Here is a 23661-nt window from a genome sequence, read left to right as displayed (position 1 = left end):
CTGCTCCCGCTGGTCGCCAAAACCCTATGGCCATCGGAAGCAGTGCCCACCTGAAGCAGTGCCCCACCTGAAGCAGTGCCTACTTCAAGCAGCAGGACCCCCGTTTGCCCCACCTTCCCCCACACTACCCCACTTCACTCCACCGTCAACACGAGTTGCCCCGGTTCCCCCGGCAGGATTGGCCCCGTTTGCGCTGGTAGCACAGCGTGGCGGTGAAGTGGGGGGTTTCGCCCGCCCGACCTTGATCAACCCGTCGGGACGCGCGGTTATGCTCGGGAACCGCCCGACCGGGCACCGGTGGCCGACCGGTGGCGCGAGCGCGGTGGGGCGAAGTGGGGCGAGGCGGTCCGCCGCCCGCGGCGAGGTTCGGTGCGGGTGTCCCGCCGGGCACCGCCGGTTTGGCACACTGCACGTGCCCGCCGGTCTCGATCAGGTGATCGTTTCCGCTTTGCCGGGCGATGCCGGCGCGGACCGCGACGACCGCCCGCCGGCCGCAGACTTTGGAGGTTCGCATGCGCGACCGTTCCGGCGTGCTGCCGCGCCGCAACACGCAGGAGGTGGCGTGACGCCTGAAGCCCAGCTGTCCGGCGCCGCGCCGGCCGGCACCGAGCCCGCACCGAGCATCGACCGGCTGCACGGCACCATCCAGCGCATCGCCGCCAACGTCGAGCAGGTCCTGGTGGGCAAGCCCGAGGTGGTGCGGGTGGCGCTGGTCACCATGCTCGCCGAGGGCCACCTGCTCGTCGAGGACGTGCCCGGGGTCGGCAAGACCTCGCTGGCCAAGGCCCTGGCCCGGTCCATCGACTGCTCGGTGAGCCGGATCCAGTTCACCCCGGACCTGCTGCCCAGCGACATCACCGGCGTGTCCATCTACAACCGGCAGACCGAGTCCTTCGAGTTCCGGCCCGGCCCGGTGTTCGCCAACATCGTCGTCGGCGACGAGATCAACCGGGCCTCGCCGAAGACCCAGTCGGCGCTGCTGGAGTGCATGGAGGAGAACCAGGTCACCGTCGACGGCGAGACCTACCGGCTCAGCGCGCCGTTCATGGTGATCGCCACCCAGAACCCGATCGAGATGGAAGGCACCTACGCCCTCCCCGAGGCGCAGCGCGACCGCTTCACGACCCGGGTGTCGATCGGCTACCCGGACGCCAAGGCGGAGCTGGCGATGGTGGACGAGCACGCCGGGCACGACCCGCTGCGCGACCTGCGCCCCGTCGCCGACGGCGGCGAGGTGCAGGCCTTGTTGCGGGCCGTGCGCCGGGTGCACCTGTCCACCGAGATCCGCCGCTACGCGATCGACCTGGTGACGGCGACGCGCCAGCTGCCCGAGCTGCGGCTGGGCGCCTCGCCCCGCTCGACCCTGCAGCTGGTCCGCGCGGCCCGCGCGCAGGCCGCGCTGTCCGGTCGTGAGTTCGTCGTCCCCGACGACGTGCAGGCGATCGCCGTCCCGGTGCTGGCCCACCGGCTGGTGCTGACCAGCGAGGCCCGCGCGTCGCGCCGCTCGGCAACGGACCTGGTGCGGCAGCTGCTCAACCGGATCCCGGTGCCGCGCGGCGACAGCGACGGCGAACGCAGGTAGTCGTGCTCTCGGGGCTGACCATCCGCGGGCGCTGCCTGCTGGCGGCGGGCGTGGCCGCCGGCATCTGCGCGCTCGTGCTGGACGAGCGGGACCTCCTGCGGGTGTCGGCGTTCGTGATCGCGCTGCCGCTGCTGGCGCTGGTGCTCGCCAGCCGCACCCGGTTCGGCATCGCGGCCCGGCGGCAGGTGGTGCAGCCACGTGTCCCGGTCGGCACCGAGGCAAGCGTCCAGCTGCACGTCACCGGCAGCGGCCGGCTCCCGGTCGACGGGCTGGTGCTGGAGGACAACACCCCGCACGCGCTCGGCGGGCGGCCGCGGTTCCGGCTGGACGCGGCGCCCCGGCACGGCGGCACGATCCTGGAGTACTCGGTGACGCCCACGCTGCGCGGCATTCACCACATCGGGCCGCTGCGCACCCGGATCAACGATCCCTTCGGGCTCTCCGAGTTCGAACGGGAACTCGCCGGCCGCAACCGGCTGGTGGCGGTGCCGAGTGTGTTCCGGCTCACCGGGCTGCCCGCCGGTTCCGGACTGGGCACCGGCGACGACGGCACGACCCGCCTGCGCTCCGGGCACGGCGATGACGACACGATGGTGCGGCAGTACCGGCACGGCGACGACATCCGGCGGGTGCACTGGAAGTCCACCGCGCGCCGCGACGAGCTGATGGTGCGGGTCGAAGAACGGCCCTGGCACGGCGGCGTCACGGTGCTGCTGGACCGGCGCTCGGCAGCCCACCGGGGCAGCGGCGCGCGCAGCAGCGTCGAGTGGGCGATCTCCGCGGCGGCCAGCATCTGCCTGCACCTGCACCAGAGCGGCCAGCAGGTCCGGCTGGTCACCGAGGACGGGCAGGTGCTGACCGGCGGCGCCGGGCCGTCCGACGGCGGGCACGACGACGACGCGGTGCTGGACGCGCTGGCCGCGGTGCGCAGTTCGCCGCAGCGCGACCTGGTGGCCACCCGCGACCCGGGCAGCGGGCAGGAGCTCATCGCGGTGCTCGGCGAGACGACCACCGCGGCGGTCGCCGAGCTGACAAAGCTCCGTCCACAAGAGACTCGAAGCCTCGCGCTGCTGCTCGACGTCGGCGCCTGGAACGGGGAGAACGGCGGCGGTTTCGACCCGCAGCAGACCGCCCGGCGGCTGCGCGCGGCCGGCTGGACGGTGGTCGTCGTGGACGGCCCGGGGGTCGCGATCTCCGACGTCTGGCAGCGGCTCTGCCGGGAGACGACCGCACCGGAATCGGAGGTCGCGACGTGACCGCGAACCGGATGACGGCGGCCATCGACATGTCGTTGGTGGCGACCGCGGCCGCGGCGCTGGCCGTGCTGTGCGCGTCGACGGCGTTCGCCGGGGTGCTGGCCGACAGCCGGTGGGTCTTCCCCGCGATGGTCACCGTGCTGGCCGTCGCGGTCATCGGGGCGCTGTGCCGCCGGGTCCGGTGGTCGCTGCCGCTGACCGTGCTCGCGCAGCTGTTCGGCCTGCTGGTGGTCCTGACCGCGCAATTCGCCGAGAGCGCGGTGCTCGGCGTGCTGCCCGGCCCGGCGGCCCTCGGGGAGCTCGGCCGCTTGCTGGCCGAGTCCGGTGACCTGGTGCGGACCGGGGTGCCGCCGGTACCCGCCGAACCGGCGCTGCAGTTGATGGTCTGCCTCGGCATGGGGCTGGTCGCGCTGGCGGTCGACGTCATCGTGGTGACCTACCGCAGCCCGGCGGTGGCCGGGCTGGTGCTGCTGTGCGTGTTCGCCGTCCCGGCGTCGCTGGCCGACAACATGCTGCCGTGGTGGGCCTTCACCGCCGGCGCGCTGGGCTACGCCGTGCTGCTGGCCTCGGGCGGCCAGCACCGCAGGTGGCGGCGGCAGGAGGACCGCAACCAGGTCGCGCACACCGTGTTCGGCCGCTCCACCGCCACGATCGCCGGAACCGCCGGGGTGATCGCGGTGCTCACGGGCGTGGTGTTCACCGGCGTCGGCACCGAGGGCCGGCTGCCGGGATCCGTGCCGGAGCAGTTCAGCGGCACCGACGGCATCGGGCTGCAGCCGTTCACCTCGCTGCGCGGCCAGCTCAACCGGGACCGCGTCGTCGAGCTGTTCCGGGTCCGCGGCCTGCGGCAGGACACCTACCTGCGGGCGATGACGCTGCGGAAGTTCGACCCGGAGCGCGGCTGGGAGCTGGAGGGCCTCACCCAGGGCGTCGAGGCCAACGCCAAGCTCGCGCTGCCCGACGGCACGGACATCATGCTCGGCGACTACGAGCGGGTCGAGATCCAGCCGATCGGCTACCGCGACCCGTGGCTGCCGGTGTTCGGCGTCCCGCTGTTCGTCTCGGGGATGGGCACGAACTGGCGCTACGACCCGGCCGCCGGGATCGTGTTCACCCAGACCAACCAGGAAAGCCGCCCCTACGTCGAGCAGCTGCTCGTCCAGCGGCCGACGCCGGACCAGCTGCGCCAGGCCCACGGCCCGGCGCCGATCGCGCCCGCCTACCTGGACACCGCGGGAATCCCGCCCCAGGTCGCCGACCTGGCCAGGCGGCTCACCGCGAACGCGCCCACCGACTTCGACAAGGCGGTCGCGCTCAACCGCTACTTCACCGACCCGGCCAACGGCTTCCGCTACGACCTGCAGACGGCCCCGTCGACCGGCGGCGACGCCCTGTCCGACTTCCTGTTCCGCGGCAAGCGCGGGTTCTGCGAGCAGTACGCCTCGTCGATGGCGGTGCTGCTGCGCTCGGTCGGCATCCCGTCCCGGGTGGCGATCGGCTTCACCCCCGGCTACCGCGACGGCGACGAGCGGGTGATCACCACCGAGGACGCGCACGCCTGGGTCGAGGCGTACTTCCCCGGCTGGGGCTGGCAGACCTTCGACCCGACGCCGCTGAGCGACGGCCGGGCCGCGCTGCCGGAGTTCCTCGACGGCGAGTTGAACCAGGCTCAGCAACCGGCGCCGCAGCCCGGCCAGCCCCAGCCGAGCACGCTGCCCACCGCCGGCTCGGTGCCCGGTTCGGAGCACCCGGACGGCGCGGACGTCGGCACCCCCCGGGCACCGCGCGAGGCGGAGAGCTCGAACCCGTGGCCGGTCGTGATCGGCGTCCTGGTGCTGGGATCGGTGCTGCTCGCGGCGCCGGCCGTGGTGCGGGAGATCCGCCGGAGGCGACGGCTGCGCGCGGTCGCCGAAGGTGCGGAGGGCGCCGCGGGGATGGCGTGGCGGGAGGTGCTGGACGAGTTCCAGGACCGGGGAACGCGGCCGGCGGCCGCCGATACGGCGCGCCGGGTCGCGACGGGGCTGATCGAGCGCCACAGCCTGGACGAGTCCGGTGCCAAGGCGATGCGAGCGCTGGTGGTGGCGGTGGAGCGGGAGTGGTACGCACCACCGGGGCAGGAGCCGGAGGCGACGCTCCCGGAGACGCTGCGCGGCGTCCTGGACAGCCTCCGCCGCACGGCACCGCTGGACTGGCGCTCGCGCCTGTTCCCCCGCTCAGTCCTGGAACTCCGCCAGGCCAACCGCTGATCCGGACCAACGTGCAGCCCGACCGGGAACCTTTGCGCTACCGCAGCGCCCGTTCGGGAAGGCATCTGCCGCTGCCGTGACGAAGCCGGTGGCGCGGGGGTGGCGATTTCGCGCGAAATCGCCAACCGGCAGGCGTGGAGAACGGCGATTTCGCGCGAAATCACCGCGAATCCCAGTGCCTGGCCCGGGATCAGGTCACGGATGAAAGCGGGCGCATAGCGGAGATCGCCGCCGGTTCCGCTCAGTGGAGCAGAACCGACGGCGATCTCCGGGTCGATCAGCCGCTATTGATCGAAGCGTTTGCGGAAACGCTCCTCCATGCGCTGCGTGAAGGAGCTGCGTCCGGGCTTGCTGCGGTCTGCGCCCCGCTTCGGCCGACCACCACCGCCGTTCTCCAGTCCCGATTCGATGTCGTCCCCGCCACCGCGCAACGCGGACAGGACGATCACTGCTCCGCCGAACATCACGAGGAAGCCGACCACGCTCAACACGGGGATGTCGGCCGGCCTGAGGGCCGGGATCACCGCACCGATTACCAGCAGGGCCAACCCCAGGACGAAGACGGCGATGCCCTGCAGCCGCCGGCGTCTGGATGGGCGATGCAGCCGTCCTCCGCGCACGGTGGAGGCGAACTTGGGGTCCTCGGCGTAGAGCGCGCGCTCGATTTGTTCGAGCTGTCGCTGCTCGTGCTCGGAGAGTGGCATGACTCCTCCTCCGGCACAGGTCTCTCAGTGGCGCCGGAGACCCGGTGGACTCTTGCCCACACAGGCTGGGGACCGGCGAACGCTTGGGGGCGTCACCCCTGAGGATACGGTTCCCGGCACGCGAGTACTACCCGGTCCCGGCACCGGAACTGTGCGAGGTTGCCGACATCATCCCCTCGGGGCAGTGATCGATCCGCGCCCCGCCGCCACGCCTGGCGGAAACGGCGACGTCAGGCCGGTCGGCGCGCGATGGCGTGTAGGCGGGTCGCGATGTCGCGCAGCGGTGCTCGGCGTGCCGCCGCCCGCTCCAGCTCGGCCATCGTGTCGGCCGCCCGGGGGTTGTTGTCCAGCGCCGAGCCGGGCACCAGGTCGCTGAGCACGCCTTGGCCCTGGATGAGCTCCACGGCCAATCCGGCACCCGTCAGGGCCTCGCGCAGGCCGTCGGTGTCGAACCGACGCTGCAGGGTGTCCGATGCCTCGTCGAGCCGCCCGTTCGGGTCCTGGATCAGCTGCAACGCCTCGGCTAGCCGGCCGGCCAGCGCCCAGCCCAGGACCGCTGCGTACCGGTTGGCGGCCAGCACCGACACCGCGCCGCCGGGTGCGGTGGCCGCGGCCAGCGCCGCCACCGCCGCTTCGACGTCGTCGACGACCTCCAGAAGCCCGTGCGCCAGCACGAGATCGGCGCCGCCTTCCGGACTGAACGCCGCCAGCGCGTCGGTGTCGCCCTGCAGCGGGGTGATCTGGTCGGCCACCCCGGCGTCGACGGCCCGGCGCTGGAGCATCGCCAGCGCGTTCGGGCTCGGATCGACCACCGTCACCGAGCAGCCCGCGGAAGCCAACGGCACGGCCCACACGCCGCTACCGCCACCGACGTCGAGCACCCGCGGCGGGCGCCCGCCGCGTCGCCGCCGCGCAGCGTCGAGTTCGGCTTCCAGCACCTGGTGGACGGCGTCGGATCTCATGGTGAGCAGCGTAATGCGGGATCGCGGGCGGGTTTCACCGGAGTGCGGATCGGCGGATCCCTGGCGGCATTCCGCAGAACCCGTTCCGCCACCCGCACCACCGACGTTGATCAAGTTTCAGGGAGCAGTTCTGGGACGGTCCCCGGTTCCGTAGGCTACGACCGTGCAGACGGTGGCAGTGCTGAGTCTCAAGGGTGGCGTGGGCAAGACGACCGTGGTGCTCGGGCTTGCCTCGGCCGCCATGCGCCGCGGGGTTCGGACGTTGGTCGTCGACCTCGATCCGCAGTGCAACGCGACCGCGTGCCTGGAGCCGGAGGAGACCACCAAGGGTCTCAGCGACGTCCTGGCCGATCCGAGCCCGGAGGTGCTGCGGGCGGCGGTGACCGGCAGTTCCTGGGGCGAAGAGGTCGACGTCCTGGTCGGTTCCGAGGACGCCGAGAGCCACAACGGCCAGCACGGCGACGGCGAACACCTGTCCCGCCTCACCACGGCACTGTCCGAATTGGACGGCCTGATCGCCGACGGCGAGCTGCCGTACCAGCTGGTGCTGCTGGACTGCCCGCCGTCGCTGGGGCGGCTGACCCGCTCCGCGTTGATCGCCGCCGATCGCGCACTGCTGGTCACCGAGCCGACGATCTTCGCGGTCTCCGGCGTGCAGCGGGCGTTCGAGGCGGTGCAGGCCGAGCGCCAGTCGACCAACCCGGACTTGCAGCCGCTCGGCGTCATCGTCAACCGGGTTCGGCCGCGCTCCCACGAGCACCAGTTCCGCATCGACGAGCTGCGGGACATCTTCGGCCCGCTGGTGCTGCCGGTCGCGCTGCCCGATCGGCTGGCCGTGCAGCAGGCGCAAGGGGCGTGCATGCCGATCCACCAGTGGGGCACGCCGGGAGCGCGGGAGGTCGCGCTGGCGTTCAACCTGGTGCTGGCCCGCACGTTGCGAGCCGGCCGTCCGCGCCGAGCCGAACCGGAGGATGACGAGTTGCTGGACGATGCCGAATGACCACGACGTTGTTCCTGACGTTCGTCTTCGTCGCGCTGATCGGCGTCCTGACGCCCGGCCTGGACACGATGCTGATCCTGCGGCATTCGCTGCTCGGCGGGCGCCGCGTCGGGGTGGCGACGTTCCTCGGCATCAACCTCGGCTGCCTGATCTGGGGAACGGCGAGCATCGCGGGCCTGACCGCGCTGCTCACCGCCTCCCAGGTGGCCTACGACATAGTGCGGGTGGCGGGCGCCGCCTACCTGCTCTGGCTGGGCGGCTCGGCGCTGTGGAAGTCGTTGCCCCGCAACAGGGTCCAGCAGGCCGACGACGTCCCGGTCGAGCCGGTGGCGCTGACCGCTTTCGGCGCGCTGCGCTCCGGGATGGTCACGAACCTGCTCAACCCCAAGGTGGGTGTGTTCTACGTCAGCCTGCTGCCGCAGTTCCTGCCGCCCGGGGCGGCGGCGTTCGCCTGGGGCCCGCTGCTCGTGGCGACGCACATCTCCATCGGGCTGCTGTGGTCCACCGCGCTGGTGTGGCTCGCCGGCCGGGCCCGCGCGCTGTTCCAGCGGCAGCGGGTTCGCGCCTGGCTGGACCGGATCACCGCGACGGTGCTGATCGGCCTGGGCCTGAAGCTGGCAGCCGAGGGGTGAGCGAGCCCTGCCCGAAGGCGACACGGTCTTCCTCACCTGCCACCGGCTGCACGAGGCGCTGGCCGGGCAGGTCCTGACCCGTGGCGAACTGCGGCACCCTCGTCTGTCCACATTGGATCTCAATGGCCGGCGGGTGCGCGAGGTGCGCCCGGCGGGCAAACACCTGCTGATCCGCTTCGACGACGGCCACACCCTGCACAACCACCTGCGCATGGACGGCGCCTGGCACCTCTACTCCCCCGGCACCAGGTGGCGGCGGCCGGCGCACCAGGCCCGGGCTGTCCTGGGCACGGCCGACCGGGTGGCGGTCGGGTTCAACCTGCACGACCTCCGCTGGCTGCCGACCTCGGCGGAATCCGAGCTGATCGGGCACCTCGGGCCGGACCTGCTCGATCCGGCGTGGGACGACGGGCACGCGGCCGAGGCGATCCGGCGGCTTACCGCCGAGCCGGACCGGGAACTCGGCCGGGCACTGCTGGACCAGACCGTGATGGCCGGGGTCGGCAACATCTACAAGACGGAAGTGTGCTTCCTGCTGGGCCGCTCGCCGTGGACGCCCGTCGCGGAGATCGACGCGGCACGCGCGGTGCGGCTGTGCCGGGAACTGCTGCTGCGCAACGCCTGGCACCCCGAGCAGTCCACCACCAAGAGCCTGCGGCGCGGCACCCAGCACTGGGTCTACGACCGGCGCACCTGCCTGCGCTGCGGCGGCCCGGTCCGCCGCGGCACCCAGGGCGACGACGTCGAAGCGCGCGTCACCTACCACTGCCCCCGCTGCCAACCCTGACAGAGGGTGTTTCCAGGCTCGTTCTGCGTGGCGGTGCGGGTAGCGGAACCTCAGAGGCCTTCTCGCTGTGGGATCCCCGACTTACGTATGACCAAATACGCCGCATCGGGGCTGTCCTCGCGAGAAGACCCCTGAGAACCCGCGGCGGTGCGAGTTGCGAGGGTGGGCTAAGCGGCTGCGCCGCTTCAAAACCCGCCCTACCGCACCCCACACCACCGCATACAAAACAGCTTCTGCAGCGCCCAAGGATTCGCGGGTTAGGGCGTCAGCTTTCGGCGGTCGCGTCGCGGGCGTCGGCGAGGCTCCGCAGGATCGGGTAGACCAGCACGATGCCGACCGAGCCCCACACCAGGCCCGTGATCCGGAGCTCCCCCACCTGCAGCGTCAGGTTGCCGACACCGGCGATCACCGCGGTGCCCATCACCACCAGGTTCACCGGATCCGCGAAGTCCACCGCGGCGTCCAGCCAGATCCGCGCCCCGACCAGCGCCAGCAGCCCGAAGAGCACCAGCGTCGCGCCACCGAGCACACCGAGCGGAATCGTGTTGATCAGGGCGCCGAGCTTGGGCGAGAACGACAGCACGATCGCGCCCACCGCGGCGACCAGGCAGGCCGCCGTCGAGTACACCCGCGTCGCGGCCATCACCCCGATGTTCGCCGCGTAGCTGCTCAGCGCCGACCCGCCCGCCGAGCCGGCCAGCGTGGTGGCCAGGCCGCCGCTGATCAGCGCGTCCCCGACGTACGGGTCGAGGTCGCGGCCGCTCATCGCGGCGACCGCCTTGAGGTGCGCGACGTGCTCGGCGACCAGCACGATCACCAGCGGCAGCACGAACGGCATCACCGAGATGTGCGCCTGCGGGGCGATCAGCTGGGGCAGCCCGAACCAGGGCGCGGCGGCCAGCTCGTCGAGCCGCTCCGGGACGAGGTCCCCGGCCAGCACGGCGTAGACCCACCCGACCAGCACCCCGATCAGCACCGCGGCCCGCCCGGCCATGCCCCGGCTGAGGACCGTGAGCAGCACGATCGTGCCGAGCGTCAGCGCCGCGGGCACGCGCTGCTCGCTGAACCAGGACACCGACTGCGGCGCGAGGCTGAGCCCGATCATCAGCACGACCGCGCCCGTCACCACGGGCGGCATCGCGGACTCCAGCAACCGCACGCCCAGCGCCTTGACCGCCACGCCGACGGCCATCACCACCAGGCCGACCGCCACGATCCCGCCGAGCAGGGCGGCCGGGCTCGCACCGGCCTCGCCCGCGGCAGCGCCCAACGGCACCACGAAGGCCACCGACGCGCCGAGGTAGGTGGGCACCCGGTTCCGGGTGAGCAGCAGGAACAGCAGGGTGCCGACGCCGGAGAGCAGCAGCGTGGTCGTCAGCGGGAAGCCGGTCAGCAGCGGCACGAGCGTCGTGGTGCCGAACATCGCCAGGAGGTGCTGCAGCCCGAATCCGATGGTCAGCGGCCAGCTGAGCCGCTCCTCGGAGGCCACCACGGCATCGCGCACCAGGCGTCGACCGTTGCCGTGCACGGTCCACAACGCCACATCGTCCTCCCCCGAGCCGCCCGGTCGGGCGAGGCCCTGCCACGGCATGTGATGACAAAGGGAAGATTACTATTTCGCATCACACAATCAAGCCAACCGCTCGGCGGATCGACGAAAACGTCGACTACCAGCAGTGATATCGGCCCGGCGTGTCGCGTCAGTCCTGGCCGGATCGGCGCTGCGGGTCCGCGCTGGGCCCGTCCGGCCCGAAGATCTCCCGCAAACCGGCGGCGAGCCCGGCCAGCCGATCGGTGGCGTCCTGCATCAGGTACTTCTGCTCCGAAGCACCGCTGGCGGCCACGGCCCGCCCCGCGGCGGCGACCAGACCGCCGTAACCGTCGAGGCCCTCGTCCAGCTCCTCGCGCAACCGCTGCACATCAGCCCGCAACGCGGCCTTCTGCGTCTCCGGCGCGTGCGGAATCGCCGCCTCCACGGCAACGATCCGCTCCGCGACGCGCCGCAGCTCCGCCGCCGCGATGTCCGCGGTGGCCCGCGCGTCGGCTGCGGCGCTGCCCGCGCCCGCCGACGTCAGCTGCGCCAACGCATGACGCAGGCTCTGCTCCGCATCGCGCAACCGCTGCATCGGAACCCGCGCCTCCGAGCCCTGCGAGGGCAGCGCCGCGGGTTCCGGCTGCGGCTCGGGCAGCGGCGTCCGCATGAGCCGCCGGTACTTCAGTCCCACCTTGACCGCGCCCACACCGCTAATGACGGCGATGCCGCCGAGGCCCGTGGTGCTCGCGTACTGCAGCAACCATCCCATGTCGCCCAGCGCGGCCCACATCTCCGGCAGGGACGCCGAGGTGACCGCTCCGGCGCCGAACACGCCGGCCGAGGCCGCGCTGCCCACGGCCGTCCGCTTCGTCCGCTTGCGCTGCCGCAGCAGCCGGGCGCGCGGATCGCGCCAGTTGGCGAACTTGCGCCGCACCTCGGAGAGGACCGGGCCGCGCAACTGTTCCAGCGCGGCCTCGCCCAACTGCGCCAGTTCCTGCTTGCGGGACTTCACGCCTCGCTCGCTCAGGCTTGGCCGGCTTGCGGATTCTGCTGTTGCTGGGGCTGGGTCGCCGGCTCACCGGCAGCCTGCGAACCGCCGGTGATCTGCTGCTGCTGTCCGCCCGTCACCTGCTGCTGCCCGGTGCCCATCGAGGCGCGCAGCTGCGCGAGCCGGCTGGCGCCGGCGGCGTCGATGGACGCCTGCTGGACCTCCAGCATCCGGCCCTGCACGCTGTTCTGCGCCAGCTCCGCCTCGCCCAGCGCGGTGGTGTACCGGCGCTCGATCTTGTCCCGGACCTCTTCCAGCGAAGGCGTGTTGCCTGGCGCGGAGATCTCGGTCATCTGCCGCATCGACGAGGAGACCTGCTCCTGCATCTTGGCCTGCTCCAGCTGGCTGAGCAGCTTGGTGCGCTCAGCGATCTTCTGCTGCAGGATCTGCGCGTTGCGCTCCACCGCCTGCTTCGCCTGCTCGGCGGCGCCCAGCGACTGGTCGTGCAGCGTCTTGAGGTCTTCGACGCCCTGCTCCGCGGTGACCAGCTGGCTGGCCAGCTGGGTGGCGGTCTCCTCGTACCTCTGCGCGGTCGCCTCGTCGCCGTTGGCGCGCGCCTGGTCGGCCATCACCAACGCCTGCTTCGCCGACGCCTGCAGCTTCTCGACCTCGCCGAGCTGCCGGTTCAGCTTCATCTCCAGCTGGCGCTGGTTGCCGATCACGGAAGCGGCCTGCTGGGAGAGGCTCTGGTGCTGCTTCTGGGCTTCCTCGATGGCCTGCTGGATCTGCACTTTCGGGTCCGCGTGCTCATCGACCTTCGACGAGAACGCCGCCATGAAGTACTTCCAGGCCTTCACGAACGGGTTGGCCATCTCCTCCGCCTGCCTTCTTCTGTGCTCGGCTGCCCCATGCCGACACGACCGCACCGGGCGTGCCCGCTGGTTCCATCGTGTCAGGTAGTCGTGTCGGCTTCCACCAAACACGGTAGTTCTCCGGGATTTACCCGGAGCTACGACCCAAGATCGAACCAGAAAGCCGCCACCGCCCGGCCACCGGGCCCCGAAAACGGTCGTGAGTGCCGAAACGGGCATATACCCGCTCCGGCACTCACGAACACAGCCTCTCGGTTCTGTCTTTGAAGCGGCGCAGCCGCTTAGCCCACCTACGCAACCGGCACCGCCGCGGGTTCTCAGGCGTCTTCTCGCGAGGACAGCCCCGACGTGGTGAATTGGCATTCATGATGTCGGGGATCCCACAGCGAGAAGACGACCGTAATTCCCGCAGGGGGGCCGCCACCCGCACCGCCACGCAACGAGTTAAGGAAACAGTCATTACGCCGCCACCACGACGCCGCCTGGCTTGCGCACCGGGGCGCTGATCCGCTGGCTGAGCATGGGCTGCAGCCGGTCCGCGCAGGCGCGCGGTTCCGCGTCCGCGCTGGCTTCGGCGCCGGCCAGCTGCTGCTTGGCCAGTTCGGCGTCGGAGAGCTCGGTGCCGATCAGGCTGGGCACCAGGCGGCCGCCGTCGATCTCCGCCGACGTGGCCTGCTCCACGACCGACGGCACCACCAGCGTCTCGTCGAGGTCGCCGGCCACGGTGACCAGGAGTTCCGGCAGCGGCAGGTCCAGGGCGCCGCAGATCGAGGCGAGCAGCTCGCTGGACGCCTCCTTGCGGCCCCGTTCCACCTCGGAGAGATATCCGAGACTCACCCGGGCAGCGCGCGAAACGTCCCGCAAGGTCCGAGACTGTGCGGTCCGGGCGCGGCGCAGTCGTTCACCGACCGCCTCCCGCAACAATACGGTCATCGCGCGCCTCCCTTCCTTCGTCGCCTACCGCGTGCACCACGCGTGAACGCCACCTACGTTACTCATCCGAGGGCCCGAACGAGAACGATCGTCCACAAGTCCGCCGAGGGCGAACGCACGGTGACCGTTCCCGGGCGCGGCCTTCTGCCAGCGCACAGCGCCCCGTTGAATCAACGCAGCAGACCCGCGAAGTGTTCCAGCGCCACCCGAACGGCCGCAGCCCGCACGGCGTGCCGATCGCCGTCGAGGCGCACCGACCGCACCGTCGTGCCATCCGGCCCGGCGAACCCGAGGTGCACAGTGCCCGGCGCCACCCCGTCCTGCGGGTCGGGCCCGGCCACGCCGGTCAGCCCGATGCCCCAGTCCGCGCCGCAGCGCCGCCGGGCGCCGTCCGCGAGCATCTCCGCGACCCGCGGGTGCACCGCGCCGTGCGCCGCGAGCAGTTCGCGATCGACCCCGGCCAGCTCCGCCTTCAGATCGGTCGCGTAGACGATCAGCCCGCCGCGGACCACGTCGCTGGCCCCGGGCACGTCGGTCAGCACGGCGGACACCAGGCCGGCCGTCAACGATTCCGCGGTCGCGACCGTCTCGCCGCGCCGCCGCAATGCCTCGAGCAAGGCCGCGACCTGCGATAACGACAACCCGATCTGATCGACGATCACGCGCCGACCTTGGCCCGGCCGGCGGCGCGCAGCCGCACCGCGCGCACGACGTAGTCGAGCCCGGTCACGACCGTGGCGACCAGCGCCGCGCCCATCACGATCCAGCGCGGCACGTCGGCCCAGGCGCCGAGCGGCAGCAGGTAGAAGCCGATGGCGAGGGCCTGCAGCAGCGTCTTGACCTTGCCGCCGCGGCTGGCCGCGATGACGCCGTGCCGGATCACCCAGAACCGCAGCAGCGTGACGGCGACCTCGCGGCCGATGATCACCCAGGTGACCCACCAGCCGAGGTCTCCGAGGAGGCTCAGCCCGACCAGCGCGGCGCCGGTCAGCGCCTTGTCCGCGATGGGGTCGGCGACCTTGCCGAAGTCGGTGACCAGGCCGCGCTTGCGGGCCAGGTCGCCGTCGATGCGGTCGGTGATGGAGGCGATCGCGAACACCGCCGTGGCGATCCACCGCCACAGCGTGTCGTGCCCGTCCCCCCAGAACAGCGCGACGAGGAAGACCGGCACCAGCGCGAGCCGGGAAACGGTCAGGATGTTGGCGATGTTGACCAGCGGCACAGGTTCGGACCGCGCCCCGGTCGGGTTCGCCGCTGCGGAGTCGGACGTCGCGCCATCGGCCGTCATGGCTGCTCCCCGGACCTGTTCTGCGCGGGCGTGCTGTCGATCGGGCGCACCACGAGGTCCACGCCTTCGCTGTCCACCACCTGGCAGAGCAGCACATCACCCACGTTGACCTCTCCAGGATCGGTGACGAGGCATTCTCCGTCCACCTCCGGTCCCTGGTGCTCGGCGCGGCCGGCGCACTCCTCGTCGCTGACGCGCTCGACGAGGACCCGCACCTCGGTGCCGATGCGGTCCTCGGCGCGCTGCGCGATCAGCTCGTCGACGAGGTCGGAGAGCTTCTCGACGCGCTCGTCGACGACGTCCGGGTCGATCTTGCCGTCGAAGCCGGCGGCCTCGGTGCCGTCCTCGTCGGAGTAGCCGAACACGCCGATGGCGTCCAGCCGCGCCCGGGTGAGGAAGTCCTGCAGCTCGGCGAAGTCTTCCTCGGTCTCGCCGGGGAAGCCGACGATGACGTTGCTGCGGATGCCCGCCCCCGGGGCGAGCTCGCGGATCTGCTCGATGAGCGCCAGGAACGACTCGGTGGAGCCGAACCGGCGCATCCGGCGCAGCACCGACTCGCTGGAGTGCTGGAACGACAGGTCGAAGTACGGCGCGACACCGGGCGTGGTGGCGATGGCCCGCACCAGGCCGGGACGGGTCTCGGCGGGCTGCAGGTAGGACACCCGCACCCGGTCGACGCCGCCGATGGCGGCGAGCTTCGGCAGCAGCACCTCCAGCGCCCGCGCGTCGGCCATGTCCTTGCCGTAGGAGGTGGAGTTCTCGCTGACCAGGAACAGTTCCTTCGCGCCGTGCTCGGCCAGCCAGGCGGCCTCGCCCAGGATCTCCTCCGGCGGCCGGGACAGGAAGGAACCGCGGAACGACGGGATGGCGCAGAACGAGCAGCGCCGGTCGCAGCCCGACGCCAGCTTCAACGCGGCGACCGGCGAGTCGTCGAGCCGGCGGCGCGCCACCGCGCGGGCGGCCGGGACCCAGCCGTGCCCGGGCACCGAGACGTCCGCGGCCGCGGCGGGCCGGGCGACCGGGGTGATCGGCAGCATCTTGCGCCGGTCCCGCGGCTGGTGCGACTGGATGGCTTGCCCGGCGACGACGTCGTCGAGCCGGTCGGCGAGCTCGGCGTAGTGGTCGAAGCCGAGCACCGCGTCGGCCTCGGGCATGTGCTCGGCGAGCTCGGCGCCGTAGCGCTCGGCCATGCAGCCGACGGCGACGACCTTCGCGCCGGTGTCGGCGGCGGCGAGCAGCGTGTCGACGGAGTCCTTCTTCGCCGATTCGACGAAGCCGCAGGTGTTGACCACCACGACGTCGGCGTCGTCGGCGTCGACGAGCTCCCAGCCGCGACCGTGCAGGTTGCCGGCGAGTTCTTCCGAATCGACCTCGTTGCGGGCGCAACCGAGCGTGACCATGGCGACTCGGCGGTGACTTTGCTCGGTTGACATGCGAGGAGCGTAACGTCCCGACCGCCGCCCCCTGCGCACGAGCCCGTCGGGCGAAAACCCGGGCCGTGGTCAAGATTACGGACGCCATTCGACTATTCGAACCCACGACTGGTTAGGCTTGCCTAACATGACAGCTCTCGTCGAGGTGCGCCCGGCCCGAGTCCGCGACGCCCGCGCGATCAAGGCGTTGATCGACCACTACGCGGGAAAAGTGGTGCTGGGCAAGGAACTCGTCACGCTCTACGAGGACATCCAGGAGTTCTGGGTCGCCGAACAGGCAGGCCGGATCGTCGGCTGCGGCGCACTGCACGTGCTCTGGGAAGACCTCGCCGAGATCCGCACCGTCGCCGTCGATCCGATGGCCAAGGGCCGCGGCATCGGCCACGCGCTCGTCGCCAGCCTGGTCACCGCCGCCGGCGAGCTGGGCCTGTCCCGGATCTTCGTGCTGACCTTCGAGACCGAGTTCTTCGGCCGCCACGGCTTCCTGCCGATCGCGGACACCCCGGTCCCACCGGACGTCTACGACGAGATCCGCCGCTCGCCGGACGAAGGCGTGGCGCAGTTCCTGGACCTCACGCACGCGAAGCCGAACACCCTCGGCAACACGCGCATGCTGCTGCGGCTGGGCTCGTGACGCGCGGAGAATGCGCATGCCACGCCAGGATCGCGGCGCTACGATGCTCGCATGAATGACTATGCGTCATCGGCGATAACGATTCGACGGGCACGCATCGCCGACGTGCGGACGATCAAGTCCCTGGTCGACGCCTACGCGGGCGAAGTGCTGCTGGCCAAAGAACTCGTCACCCTCTACGAGGACATCCAGGAGTTCTGGGTCGCCGAGCGCGCCGAGCCGGACGGCACCGGCAGCGTCGTCGGCTGCGGCGCGCTGCACGTGCTCTGGGAAGACCTCGCCGAGATCCGCACGGTCGCGGTGGATCCGGCGGCGAAGGGCCACGGCATCGGCCACCGCCTCGTGCACCAGCTCGTCGACCTCGCGCGCGAGCTGGGCCTGTCCCGGGTGTTCGTGCTGACCTTCGAAACCGAGTTCTTCGGCCGCCACGGCTTCCGCACCATCGACGGCGCCCCGGTCAGCCCGGACGTCTACGAGGAGATGCGCCGCTCCGTCGACGCGGGTGTGGCGGAGTTCCTCGACCTCGCCAACATCAAACCGAACACGCTCGGTAACACCCGGATGCTCCTCGAACTCGACCGATAGCGCCCCGACCGGTCGAATTCGGGGTCATCGTTCTCGTGCCGGATGCCCGAACGTCCCGCGAACACCATCTGCAACAGCTATAACACGGGGAGTGATCCGTTCGGCTCCGAGGAGACCAGCCGTGGAACGTTCCCCTGCTCGCCGTGGCTTCTTCACCTGCGCCGCGGCAACCGGTGCGCTGTTGCTCACCGCCGGTACCGCGCACGCCGACCTCAGCCAGACCCAGCTGCGGGCGGTGACCGACGAGTACCTGTACGAGTTCTCCCTCGACGTATTCACCGAAACCCGCGCCGAACAGCCCCACGCGGATCAGCTCGACTGGTCCTCCGACGGCTGTTCGATGTCGCCGGACAAGCCGCTGGGCTACAAGTTCCGCACCAGCTGCGAGCGACACGACTTCGGCTACCGCAACTACAAGAGGCAGGACCGGTTCGGCGAGGACGACCGCAAGAAGGTCGACGACAACTTCAAGGCCGACATGTACTCGGTCTGCGGCAGCGACGTGGTCTGCAAGGGCACCGCGAACATCTACTACTACGCGGTGCGCGAGTTCGGCGCGACGAGCGGTTCGACCGCCGAAGCCGTCGAACTGGCGCAGGTCAAGCCGGTGCTCTCCGGCACCGGGTCGCTGCTGGAGTACCACGCGGTCAACGCCACGGGCGAGGTCGTGCGGCTCGGCGCGAACGGCTGAGCACCGAGCGCGATCGGCGGAGGGCGCGTCCGAGCGGGACGCGCCCTCCCCCGTATTCGCCGGGTTTTCCCACCGCCACGAAAAGGTAATGTGCCCTTCGCGCCCCGGCGCACGGCGAGAAGGGAACACGAATGGTCAAGCGGCAACTTCCGCGCTGGTCCGAACTGCGTCCGCTGCTGCGGGTCAAGCCCCCGCAGCTGAACACGACCGAGCGGCGCCTATCGGCCGCCCACTCGATCGCCGACCTGCGGGCCATCGCCCGCCGCCGGACGCCCCGCGCCGTGTTCGACTACACCGACGGCGCCGCCGAGGCCGAGATCAGCCTGCGCCGCGCCCGGCAGGCCTTCCGCAACGTCGAGTTCCGCCCCTCCGTGCTGCAGGACGTGTCCAAGGTGGACACCAGCAGGACGGTGCTCGGCAGCCACTCCGAGCTGCCGTTCTCCTTCGCCCCCACCGGTTTCACGCGCATGATGAACCACGAGGGCGAGCCCGCGGTGGCCCGCGTCGCGGACCGCGCGGGCATCCCCTATGCGCTGTCCACAATGGGCACCACCTCGATCGAGGACGTGGCCGCGGCTGCGCCGAACTCCCGCAAGTGGTTCCAGCTCTACCTCTGGCGCGACCGCGAGGCCAGCCGAGAACTGGTGCAGCGCGCCCAGGACGCCGGCTACGAAGCGCTGATGCTCACCGTCGACACGCCGGTCGGCGGCGCGCGCCTGCGCGACGCCCGCAACGGCCTGACGATCCCGCCGGAGCTGACGCTCAAGACCATCGCCGACGGCGCGATGCACCCGGCGTGGTGGTTCAACCTGCTCACCACCGAGCCGCTGTCGTTCGCCACCTTCAAGCACTGGTCCGGCACCGTGCAGGAACTGATCAACTCGATGTTCGACCCGTCGCTGAACCTCGCGGACCTGGAGTGGCTGCGGGAGCTGTGGCAGGGGCCGCTGATCGTCAAGGGCATCCAGAACGCCGACGACGCCCGGCGCGTGGTCGAGCGGGGTGCCAACGCGGTGGTGCTGTCCAACCACGGCGGGCGGCAGCTCGACCGGGCCCCGACGATGCTGGAACTGCTGCCGTCGGTCCGCGAGGCCATCGGCGGCCGGGCCGAGATCCTGCTGGACACCGGCATCGTCAGCGGAGCCGACATCGTCGCGGCGATCGCGCTCGGAGCGGACTCGTGCCTGATCGGCCGGGCCTACCTGTACGGCCTGATGGCGGGCGGCGAACGCGGCGTCCAGAAGACGGTGGACATCCTCCGCGCCGAGATCGTCCGGACCCTCCAACTGCTGGGAGTCCACGCGATCGACGACCTCAACACCACCCACGCCACACTCCGCCGCTGATCCCCCGCGATTTCCATGGAAATTGCGTACCGTCGGCGTGTCGAACCACGACACGCCGACGACTGTGGACAACTCCCGCAATTTCAATGGAAATCGGACCTCTGATTTCCATTGAAATCGCGTACCGTCAGCGGCCGGGGCGCGGGTCCAACGGCTTGACGTCGTGGCTGCTCGCCGTTCCGGCCGTCGCGTCGATCGGGCCCGTCGCGTGGAACGCCTCGCACGGTCCGCCGATGTACTTCTCGAAGTCCGTCGTGATGTGGATGAGCGACTTCCCGTCCGACGTCGGCAACACGGTCGGGCTGAAGTTGCGGCAGACGCTGCCCTTGTTGTAGCTGAGCTGCACCGGTGACGGGATCTCCCGCCATCCCCGTGCCAGGTCGGACGGGTTGTCGTTGACCATCAGCGTGCGCCCGTTGCCCGGCGCCCAACCGCCGTTGTCGCCGCCGAGCATCTGGTAGGCCAGCACCAGCCGGCCGTTCGGGCCGGGCCCCGGCGCCCACGCGATCGTCGGCGTGCCCAGCGGCTGCCCGCCGGTTTCCGACACGATTTCCGTGCCCAGGTCATACGGGTCGCCGAAATCCCAGCCGTCGGCCGAGGTCCGCATCCACACCGTGCAGATGTGCACCGGATCGTAGTTGCAGACCTCGTAGACCATCACATACGTGCCGTCCGGCAGCTGCCGGATCCCGGACATCCCGGGACGCACCGTGAACTTGTCGTTCTTCAGCGTTTCCCGCAGATCGGTCCAATTGCGACCGTCCGCGGAACGCACCTGGACCATCTTCTGGTCGTGCTTCGGATCGCCGTCGTCGGAATAGAACGCGACCAGATCGCCCTGCGCGGACACCGTGAACTCGGGCTCCCACACGCCCGGCCCGACCGGCGCCTGCACGATGGTCGACAGGAAGCTCCAGGTTCGCCCGTGGTCGTCGCTGCGCCACACCCGGATGCTGCTGTGCCGCTCCTCCGGGTCCGCGCCGACGCCGGCGGTGCCCGCCCACAGCAGGGTTCCGGCGGGCATGTCGCCGACCTGCCGCGGCAACTCGTACAACGTCGAGCAGCACATGCCCTTCGCGTCCGCGCCCTCCGGGTCGCGGATCTCGCCGATCTGCCGGAACGTCTCGCCGTCGTCGCGGCTTTCGTAGATGACCGCGAAACCGGCGCGGTCCACATAGGTCGTCATGCTGGCCAGCACGCGCCCGTCTGCCAGGCCGGAGTGCTGCAACCGCACCATTCGCGGATAGCTGCTGCCGCCGGTGCGCAACAGCTCACCCTTGTCCACATCGGACGGCGCCACATCCTGCCCACCGGCCGGGACACCAGCCGCGATCTGCTGAAATCCCACCACCAGCAGCAACGCGGCGAACAACACCGATAACCAGGCGCGGACTTTCCGGACGACCATGCGAGAGCCCTTCGAAATCGCGGCGGATAAACCGTCAGCGGGCGGGACACTATCGCAAGGAACCGGGAGATCAACCCTTCGAACAATTCCGTTCAGCGCAATCTGGGAAGCGCAAACGGAGCAGTACTAACCCGGCAGAACCGGCCGAGAAAATGCCGGTTAAAACGCGGATAACGGCAACGTCCCCGCATCCAGGAGATGCGGGGACGTTGCCGTTATCACTCGGCATCCGGTGGCGGCCCGCCGCGGATCGAGAACAGCGTGTTCTCCAGCTCGTCCGGTTTGACCAGCACCTCGCGCGCCTTCGAACCCTCCGACGGCCCGACGACGCCGCGCGATTCCAGCAGGTCCATGAGCCGGCCGGCCTTGGCGAACCCGACCCGCAGCTTGCGCTGCAACATCGAGGTGGAGCCGAACTGGCTGGTCACCACCAGTTCGGTGGCCTGCAGCAGGACGTCGAGGTCGTCACCGATGTCGGAGTCGACTTCCTTCTTCTCGCCCGCCTTCGCCGCCGTGACGCCGTCGGTGTACTCCGGGTCGGCCTGGTCCTTGGTGTACGAGACGATGCGGTGGATCTCGTCGTCACCGACGAACGAGCCCTGCACCCGGACCGGCCGGGACGCCCCCATCGGCAGGTACAGCGCATCGCCCATGCCGATCAGCTTCTCGGCACCCGGCTGGTCCAGGATGACCCGCGAATCGGTCAGCGACGACGTCGCGAACGCCAGCCGCGACGGCACGTTCGTCTTGATCAGGCCCGTCACCACGTCCACCGACGGGCGCTGGGTCGCCAGCACCAGATGGATGCCGGCGGCCCGCGCCTTCTGGGTGATCCGCACGATGGCGTCCTCGACGTCGCGCGGTGCGGTCATCATCAGGTCGGCGAGCTCGTCGACGATGGCCAGGATGTACGGGTACGGCCGGTACTCGCGTTCGCTGCCCAGCGGCGCGGTGATCTCGCCCGAGGAGACCTTCCGGTTGAAGTCGTCGATGTGGCGCACCCGGTTGGCCTGCATGTCCTGGTAGCGCTGCTCCATCTCCTCCACCAGCCAGGCCAGCGCGGCGGCGGCCTTCTTCGGCTGGGTGATGATGGGCGTGATCAGGTGCGGGATGCCCTCGTACGGCGTCAGCTCCACCATCTTCGGGTCGATCAGGATCATCCTGACCTCCTGCGGGGTGGCCCGCGCGAGCAGCGACACCAGCATCGAGTTGACGAAGCTGGACTTACCGGACCCGGTCGAGCCGGCCACCAGCAGGTGCGGCATCTTCGCCAGGTTCGCGGTGACCATGTGGCCTTCGATGTCCTTGCCCAGCCCCATCACCAGCGGGTGGCTGTCCTTGCCCGCCTCGGCGGAGCGCAGGACGTCGCCCAGCCGCACCATCTCCCGGTCGCTGTTGGGCACCTCGATGCCCACCGCGGACTTGCCCGGGATCGGCGCCAGCAGCCGGACGTTGTCGGTCGCGGCGGCGTAGGCGATGTTCTTGGTCAGCGCGGTGATCTTCTCGACCTTCACGCCGGGGCCGAGCTCGACCTCGTAGCGGGTCACGGTCGGCCCCCGGGTGAAGCCGGTGACCTGGGCGTCGATGTTGAACTGCTCCAGCACCGCGGTGATCGCCTCGATCATGGCGTCGTTGGCGCGGCTGCGGCTCTTCGGCGGGTCGCCGTCGGTGAGCACGTCCAGCGGCGGCAACTGGTAGTCGCCTTCGACGCTGCGGCTGATCTGCGGCTTGCTGCTCTTCTTCGGCTTCTCCTCGGCGGCTTCGGCGACCGGTTTGGCGGGCACCGCGGCGGCCTTCGCCTTGGCGGGCTTGGGCTGCTCTTCGGGCACGTCCTCCAGCGACAGCTGCCGGTCCTCGTCGGACATCGCCGCCTGGCGACGGCGGGACGGCCGACGCAGCTTGACCGAAGCGGGATCTGCCTCCAGATCCTTGGTGGCGGCAGCCGCCGGGCGGGCCGCCTCGGCCTCCTGCCCGAGACCGCGCAACCGGGCCGCCACCTCGCGCACCGGCGTGCCGGTGAGCACGAGCAGTCCGAACAGCCCGATCAGCACCAGCACCGGCGCCGCGACCCAGCCGGTGAGCCCTTGCGCGAGCGGGCCGCCGGCGACGAAGCCCAGGGCCCCGCCGGCGTTCGCCCACTTCTCGGGATCGAGCGGGGCGCCGGACACGATGTGCAGGACGCCGAGCGTGGTGAAGATCAGCAGCATCGCCCCGATCACCACGCGGGGCCGTGCCTCAGCGCTGGTCTCGGTACGCATCAGGAGCACGGCGGTGACCAGCAGCACGATCGGCAGCACCACGGCCGCCACGCCGATGACCGAGCGCAGCGCCCAGTCGAACCAGTGCCCGACCGGGCCGCCGGCCTGCCACCAGACGCCGGCGGCGGCGATCACCGCGGTCGCGAGGAAGATCAGCGCCAACCCGTCGCGCCGGTGCGCGGGGTCGAGTTCCTTGGTCTTGCCCACCGCCCGGACCACGCTCCCGACGCCGCGCGCGATGCTCCCGCCGCCCTTGGAACTCGTCCTGGCGGATCGCTTCGGTGCTGGTCTGCGGGGTGCGTGCGTCGATCCGGGGCGGGGCTTGGCGCTCCCGGTGCTCTTCCGCGTGGTGCCCGACCTGCCCGATCCGCCACTCCTGGCGGCGGAGCCGTTACTCTTGGTCGCGCTTTTGCCACGCGACGAGCCCCGTCCCCCGTTCGATGTCCGGCTCGCCATGCCCCACACGGTATCTCCACCCGCCTCGCGCGTCACACCAGCCACGGGAGATCGCAGCTCGGCCGT

21 protein-coding genes are annotated in these 23661 nt (G+C 70.9%); 10 read left to right on the top strand and 11 right to left on the bottom strand.

Annotated elements, in window-relative coordinates:
* The first annotated feature begins 580 nt into the window (after positions 1 to 580).
* Genes E1288_RS20545 through E1288_RS20535 form a run of 3 tightly spaced genes read left to right on the top strand, consistent with a single transcriptional unit; the run spans position 581 to position 5084 of the window.
* Positions 581 to 1582 carry an AAA family ATPase gene (locus E1288_RS20545; protein ID WP_397529418.1) on the top strand — a complete coding sequence of 334 codons (1002 nt, stop codon included), beginning with the start codon at positions 581 to 583 and terminating at the stop codon, positions 1580 to 1582.
* 2 nt (positions 1583 to 1584) lie between these two features.
* A complete protein-coding gene (locus E1288_RS20540) occupies positions 1585 to 2838 on the top strand; it encodes a DUF58 domain-containing protein (protein ID WP_132487466.1) in 1254 nt (417 codons plus the stop codon).
* Positions 2835 to 5084, top strand: a complete 2250-nt coding sequence (locus tag E1288_RS20535; RefSeq protein ID WP_207954452.1) for a transglutaminase family protein — start codon at positions 2835 to 2837, stop codon at positions 5082 to 5084. The genes E1288_RS20540 and E1288_RS20535 overlap by 4 nt, the downstream gene beginning before the upstream one ends.
* Positions 5085 to 5368: 284 nt before the next feature.
* Here E1288_RS20535 and E1288_RS20530 read toward each other — a convergent pair whose 3' ends face one another.
* Positions 5369 to 5788, bottom strand: a complete 420-nt coding sequence (locus tag E1288_RS20530) for a DUF3040 domain-containing protein (protein ID WP_093261617.1) — start codon at positions 5786 to 5788, stop codon at positions 5369 to 5371.
* Positions 5789 to 6018: 230 nt separating this feature from the next.
* Positions 6019 to 6750 (bottom strand): class I SAM-dependent methyltransferase, encoded by a 732-nt coding sequence (locus E1288_RS20525; protein ID WP_132487464.1) that lies wholly within the window; start codon positions 6748 to 6750, stop codon positions 6019 to 6021.
* 163 nt (positions 6751 to 6913) lie between these two features.
* Here E1288_RS20525 and E1288_RS20520 point away from each other — a divergent pair, with 163 nt between their 5' ends.
* From E1288_RS20520 to E1288_RS20510, 3 genes are read left to right on the top strand one after another with little or no spacing between them, the layout of a single operon-like run.
* On the top strand, positions 6914 to 7750 hold the full coding sequence (locus E1288_RS20520; protein ID WP_132487462.1) for a ParA family protein: 837 nt from the start codon (positions 6914 to 6916) through the stop codon (positions 7748 to 7750).
* Positions 7747 to 8382, top strand: a complete 636-nt coding sequence (locus tag E1288_RS20515) for a LysE family translocator (RefSeq protein ID WP_132487460.1) — start codon at positions 7747 to 7749, stop codon at positions 8380 to 8382. Before E1288_RS20520 ends, E1288_RS20515 begins: the two co-directional genes overlap by 4 nt.
* Positions 8383 to 8389: 7 nt before the next feature.
* The gene (locus E1288_RS20510; protein ID WP_132487458.1) at positions 8390 to 9169 is read left to right on the top strand and encodes an Fpg/Nei family DNA glycosylase; all 780 of its coding nucleotides are present in this window, start codon (positions 8390 to 8392) and stop codon (positions 9167 to 9169) included.
* A gap of 265 nt (positions 9170 to 9434) precedes the next feature.
* Here the strand turns inward: E1288_RS20510 and E1288_RS20505 are convergent, their stop codons facing one another.
* From E1288_RS20505 to rimO, 7 genes are all read right to left on the bottom strand, one after another.
* Positions 9435 to 10712: a uracil-xanthine permease family protein gene (locus tag E1288_RS20505; RefSeq protein WP_132487490.1), complete on the bottom strand. Its 1278-nt coding sequence runs from the start codon at positions 10710 to 10712 to the stop codon at positions 9435 to 9437.
* 157 nt (positions 10713 to 10869) lie between these two features.
* The gene (gene pspM, locus E1288_RS20500; protein WP_132487456.1) at positions 10870 to 11715 is read right to left on the bottom strand and encodes a phage shock envelope stress response protein PspM; all 846 of its coding nucleotides are present in this window, start codon (positions 11713 to 11715) and stop codon (positions 10870 to 10872) included.
* 11 nt (positions 11716 to 11726) lie between these two features.
* On the bottom strand, positions 11727 to 12563 hold the full coding sequence (locus E1288_RS20495; RefSeq protein WP_132487454.1) for a PspA/IM30 family protein: 837 nt from the start codon (positions 12561 to 12563) through the stop codon (positions 11727 to 11729).
* A gap of 459 nt (positions 12564 to 13022) precedes the next feature.
* Positions 13023 to 13496 carry a helix-turn-helix domain-containing protein gene (locus tag E1288_RS20490; RefSeq protein ID WP_132487453.1) on the bottom strand — a complete coding sequence of 158 codons (474 nt, stop codon included), beginning with the start codon at positions 13494 to 13496 and terminating at the stop codon, positions 13023 to 13025.
* A 170-nt stretch (positions 13497 to 13666) separates the two neighbouring features.
* Entirely contained in the window at positions 13667 to 14158 is a 492-nt protein-coding gene (locus tag E1288_RS20485) for a CinA family protein (protein WP_132487452.1), read from the bottom strand.
* Positions 14155 to 14784 carry a CDP-diacylglycerol--glycerol-3-phosphate 3-phosphatidyltransferase gene (gene pgsA / locus E1288_RS20480; protein WP_132487450.1) on the bottom strand — a complete coding sequence of 210 codons (630 nt, stop codon included), beginning with the start codon at positions 14782 to 14784 and terminating at the stop codon, positions 14155 to 14157. The genes E1288_RS20485 and pgsA overlap by 4 nt, the downstream gene beginning before the upstream one ends.
* Complete coding sequence (gene rimO / locus E1288_RS20475; protein WP_132487448.1) at positions 14781 to 16217, bottom strand: 30S ribosomal protein S12 methylthiotransferase RimO; 1437 nt, start codon at positions 16215 to 16217, stop codon at positions 14781 to 14783. Before rimO ends, pgsA begins: the two co-directional genes overlap by 4 nt.
* Positions 16218 to 16344: 127 nt before the next feature.
* Between rimO and E1288_RS20470 the strand changes: the two genes are divergently transcribed.
* The 4 genes from E1288_RS20470 to E1288_RS20455 all read left to right on the top strand — a co-directional run bounded on the left by E1288_RS20470 (position 16345) and on the right by E1288_RS20455 (position 19473).
* Positions 16345 to 16851, top strand: coding sequence for an amino-acid N-acetyltransferase (locus E1288_RS20470; RefSeq protein WP_132487446.1), 507 nt, complete (start codon positions 16345 to 16347; stop codon positions 16849 to 16851).
* Between the two features lie 51 nt (positions 16852 to 16902).
* Positions 16903 to 17436: an amino-acid N-acetyltransferase gene (locus E1288_RS20465; RefSeq protein WP_132487444.1), complete on the top strand. Its 534-nt coding sequence runs from the start codon at positions 16903 to 16905 to the stop codon at positions 17434 to 17436.
* Between the two features lie 121 nt (positions 17437 to 17557).
* The gene (locus E1288_RS20460) at positions 17558 to 18127 is read left to right on the top strand and encodes a phospholipase (RefSeq protein WP_132487442.1); all 570 of its coding nucleotides are present in this window, start codon (positions 17558 to 17560) and stop codon (positions 18125 to 18127) included.
* 131 nt (positions 18128 to 18258) lie between these two features.
* Entirely contained in the window at positions 18259 to 19473 is a 1215-nt protein-coding gene (locus E1288_RS20455) for an alpha-hydroxy acid oxidase (RefSeq protein ID WP_132487440.1), read from the top strand.
* Between the two features lie 127 nt (positions 19474 to 19600).
* On the opposite strand, the gene E1288_RS20450 is transcribed toward E1288_RS20455, so the two are convergent.
* Positions 19601 to 20881, bottom strand: a complete 1281-nt coding sequence (locus E1288_RS20450; protein ID WP_132487438.1) for a sialidase family protein — start codon at positions 20879 to 20881, stop codon at positions 19601 to 19603.
* Positions 20882 to 21099: 218 nt separating this feature from the next.
* Positions 21100 to 23595 (bottom strand): FtsK/SpoIIIE family DNA translocase, encoded by a 2496-nt coding sequence (locus E1288_RS20445; protein WP_207954451.1) that lies wholly within the window; start codon positions 23593 to 23595, stop codon positions 21100 to 21102.
* Positions 23596 to 23661: the final 66 nt, after the last annotated feature.

Origin of the sequence: Saccharopolyspora elongata, from assembly GCF_004348985.1 — a bacterium.
GTDB lineage: Bacteria > Actinomycetota > Actinomycetes > Mycobacteriales > Pseudonocardiaceae > Saccharopolyspora > Saccharopolyspora elongata.
This window is presented reverse-complemented; position numbering and strand designations above follow the sequence as displayed.